Origin of the sequence: Streptomyces sp. WELS2, assembly GCF_013870595.1 — a bacterium.
Lineage (GTDB): Bacteria > Actinomycetota > Actinomycetes > Streptomycetales > Streptomycetaceae > Streptomyces.
Window position 1 is genome coordinate 1 of the sequence record NZ_JACBWZ010000589.1, and the last position, 4,055, is coordinate 4,055.

Genomic DNA, 4,055 nt, shown 5'->3' on the forward strand with positions numbered 1-4,055 from the left:
CGGCCAGCCGCCGTTCGAAGGCATCGCTGTACGCACAGCCCTCCTCGAGGAGGAAGAAGTGCTCGGCCACCAGATCGCTCCAGGCCGTCGGGCGGTCACGGCCGGCCAGCGGATGGCCGGGGGCGGCGACGAGGGCGAGGGCCTCACGGGCGACCGGTTCGGTGGCGATGTCGGGGGAATCGGCGTCCTCGGCCATCAGCAGCGCCAAGTCGAGCCGGCCGGAACGCAGCCCCTGTACGCACTCTTCGGTACCGGCCGCGTGCAGGTCGACATCCACGTCGGGGTGTTGGGTGCGCAGGGCGGCGATCACGGCCGGCAGCCGGGTGGCGCACAGCGATTCGGGCGTGCCGACCACCACCCGTCCCGCGACGGGCCCGTCCTCGCCGGTCGCGGAGCGCAGCCGGGCCACGGCGTCGAGCACCGTCTCGGCCTCCGCGAGAAGCCGCCGGCCGACGCCGGTGAGCGAGGCACCGGTGGGCAGCCGGTCGACCAGCGGCACGCCGAGGTCGCGTTCGAGGGTACGGATGTGCACGGTGACCGTGGACTGCGCGAGGTGGAGTTCGGCCGCGGCGGCGGTGAAGCTGCCCGTGCGGGCGAGCGTGGTGAAGGTCGTCAGCAATCGTGTGTCCACCTCCGCAGCCTATGTGGAAAGTCGATGGGATGTATCACGAACGATCGTTGGACCCGATGGATGCGGGGTGGCAGGGTTTCCTTCATGACCGACGACAAGACCGCCGCCTCCACCGCCACCGCGACCACTGCCCCGGCCCACGGCGGCTCTGGCGCGGCCCCCGAGATCCTGCGCTACTCCGCGTTCACCCGCACCCCGGAGGGCGGCAACCCCGCCGGGGTCGTGCTCGACGCCTCCGGGCTGGACGCGACGGCCATGCTCGCCGTCGCCGCCGAGTTGGGGTACTCGGAAACCGCCTTCGTCACCACCGCCGATCCGGACGCCCGGCGCTTCACGGTGCGCTACTTCAGCCCGCTGGCGGAGGTGGCGTTCTGCGGGCACGCGACGGTGGCCCTGGCCGTCGCCCTCGCCGACAGGCTGGGCCCCGGCGACCTCCTTCTGGACACCCCGGCGGGCGTCATCGCGGTGACGACCACCACCGACGGCGCGGGGGCGGTGCGGGCAACGCTCACCAGTGTGCCGACCCGGTCCCGCCCGGCGTTCACCGCCGAGCTGGAGGCAACCCTCGCGGCCCTCGGCTGGAGCACGTCGGACCTCGACCCCGCGCTGCCGCCGCACGTCGCCTTCGGCGGCAATGACCACCTGGTGCTGGCCGCGGCCTCCCGCGAACGGCTGGCCGCGCTCGACTACGACTTCGACGCGCTCGCCGGAGTCATGCACCGGTACGGCTGGACCACCGTCGACCTGGTCTGGCGCGAGTCCCCCCGTCACTTCCACGCCCGGAATCCGTTCCCCGTCGGCGGTGTCGTGGAAGACCCGGCGACGGGCGCGGCGGCCGCCGCGTTCGGCGGCTACCTCCGCGCTCTGGGCCTGGTCACCGAGCCCGCGGACATCACGGTGCGGCAGGGGGAGGACATGGGCCGCCCGAGCGAACTCGTCGTCGGTGTCACGCCCGAGGATGACCGGGTCCGGGTCACCGGCACAGCCGTGCCTCTCCCCCACTGACGCCCCCACCGGCCACGGCGAGACGGAGATACGCCGCCACGGCCTCCCGAGCCGGGCACGCGCTGGCGCATGGCTACGGGATGCTCTCCGGCCGTGGCCTGCGGGCCTCCCGCGCGCACCCCGGACCGGTGCGGCGCGGCCATCCTCGTCACCATCGTGCCGTGTGCGACGACGTCGTACGCCCGCTCCTGGGTGTCGGTGATGTGGCCAACGCGGTGCCTAATCCGACTGGATCATTTGTTTCGAGTCCAGAGGCAAGCTGGGACTCGAGAGACCGGGAGGGCAGGCAGTCCCGGGCCGGCCTCCCCGGGGGAAGCGGGCAGGACGCAGTGGCAATTCGGCCGGGCGGGAAGGGGCGGCGATCGGCGGGAAGCGCTGCGGCGCGCTGAAGCCCGGTCGGGCGGGTCCGTCGGCGCGGCGCCGGCCGCCGAGAACTCGATCACCGGAGCCACCCCGCGGGCCATCCCGGTACGTCCCGGTACGTCCGACGACGGACTCGCCGGAGGCGATGTCCGGGCACGAGCCAGCGGCGGCCGGGGAGCACGCCCCGGTGGCGCCTCCGGTCACCGTGGAGAGCCGTGCGCCACCACCCACCGGACCCGTCGCGGATCCGACGCTTCTTCCCGCTCAGGAGAGCAGGGTGTCGACCTGCACCAGAGCGGACCGCGGGGCCTGTTGAGCGAGGCGACCGTGCATGGCTGAAAAAGCGATTTCCGATCAGATGGTGACTGGTAGAAAAGAGATGTAGCCGATTTCTTTTGTGTCGCGTCCGGGCCGGGTGGCGCCTCCGCGCCGGACGTACCTGCGGCGACCCGGCCCGCCCCGGTCGCCGTGCACCCCGCCCTCTGGCGCCGACCTCGCTCGTGGTCCGGTCGGCGCCCTGTTCGTACGTACGCGCCGCACCCGGCCGCTACGGGACGTCACCAGCGGCTCGAGGCGGCTCGCACACCCCCGCGGTACCGCCGGGCCTGCTCGTTCCGACCGCCTTCGCGAGGACGGAGAGAGGACCCTGACGCGCACATCGGCAGCCGGGCGTGACCGGACGGGTTCCTGCGGGCCCTTGGGAGAAGCGGTGAAGGAGGGACCGTCGTGTCACGCCGTCATGGCGACAACGCCGCGCTCCGGGGCCTGTTGAGCGAGGCGGGCATGAGCGCTGCGGAACTGGCCAGAAACGTCAATCGCCTGGCGGCCGGCGAGGGCCTGACACTGCACTACGACCGCACCACCGTCGCTCACTGGCTCTCGGGATCACGTCCCCGTGATCCCGTCCCCCAACTCGTGGCCGAGGTACTGACCCGGGGCATCGGCCGGCTGGTGAGCGCTGCGGAGACCGGCCTGGCCGGCGCCCGTTCACAGGCATCCGGCGACGGATCGGACGAGGACCGCGCCGATCCCCTGCTACGCCTGGTGACTTTGGCCAGGACGGATGTCGATCCGGTACGCCGTGTGCGGCTGGCGCGCTTGGTGTTCCGCCAGCACGGCGTCCCGGACACGGACATCCGGGACATGCTCGACACCCCCGGCCCCGCCTCGCTACGGGCCGGGATCGGCGGCCCAGACGTGCAGCGGGTCCGGTTCGTGATGTCCCGGTTCGCCGTCGGCTGGCCGCGCTACGGAGGCGGTCACGCCCGCGCGGCCCTGGCTTCCTACCTCGGCGACGACATGGGCCGCCTGCTGGCGCAGCCCGCGCCTTCGGCCGAGCGACGGGCGCTGCTGTCGGCTGCGGCCCAACTCGTCCATGTCCTGGGGGACATGTCGGCGGACGCCGGCCTTCAGGGGCTCGCCCAGCGGTACTACCTGATCGCCCTCGACATCGCCGCCGGAGCCGGGGACAGCCGGACACGCGCCATCACGCTGAGGGCGATGAGCGTCCAGGCGGTCCGTCTGTCAGCGCTGCGGCACGCGGCCGACCTCGCCGACGCGGCGGTCACCTCGGCCAGGGGGCAGTCCGGCGACCTTCAGTCGTTCGTCCTGGCGCAAAGGGCCTACGTGCGGGCCCTGGCAGGCGAACGCCGCGGCGCCTACCGGGACCTCGACGATGCCGAACGGCAGCTTGGCTCCTCCGTCGTTCACGACGATCCCTTCCTCCGGTACCCGAGAGCCGGCTTCGCCTACCGCAAGGGACACACCCTCCACCGGCTCGGAGACACGGAGCCCGCTCTGGACGCCCTGCGGTACGCGGCGGCACGGCGTCCCCTCCATGAACACCGCACCAGGGCACTCGGTCAAGCGCGCCTGACACTGGTGCTGCTGGGGCAGGGGCGGGTGGACGAGGCATGCGAGACGGGCCGGCTCTTCGGCGAGGAACACCGCTTCCTGCGTTCCCATCGCTCGTCGCTCATGCTGCGGGAGATACGGGCGCGGCTCACGCCGTACCGGCGGGTGCCCGAGGCGGCGGACCTGCTGCAGCGCCTCGCGG

3 protein-coding genes are annotated in these 4,055 nt (G+C 72.9%); 2 read left to right on the forward strand and 1 reads right to left on the reverse strand.

What is annotated here, in order from left to right; genetic code table 11:
- Positions 1-631 (reverse strand): LysR family transcriptional regulator (locus H5J33_RS26210; protein WP_181797322.1); only part of this gene is annotated, 631 nt, incomplete at its 3' end.
- 84 nt (positions 632-715) lie between these two features.
- Between H5J33_RS26210 and H5J33_RS26215 the strand changes: the two genes are divergently transcribed.
- Positions 716-1,636, forward strand: a complete 921-nt coding sequence (locus H5J33_RS26215; RefSeq protein WP_181797323.1) for a PhzF family phenazine biosynthesis isomerase — start codon at positions 716-718, stop codon at positions 1,634-1,636.
- 1,089 nt (positions 1,637-2,725) lie between these two features.
- Positions 2,726-4,055 (forward strand): hypothetical protein (locus H5J33_RS26220; RefSeq protein WP_181797324.1); only part of this gene is annotated, 1,330 nt, incomplete at its 3' end.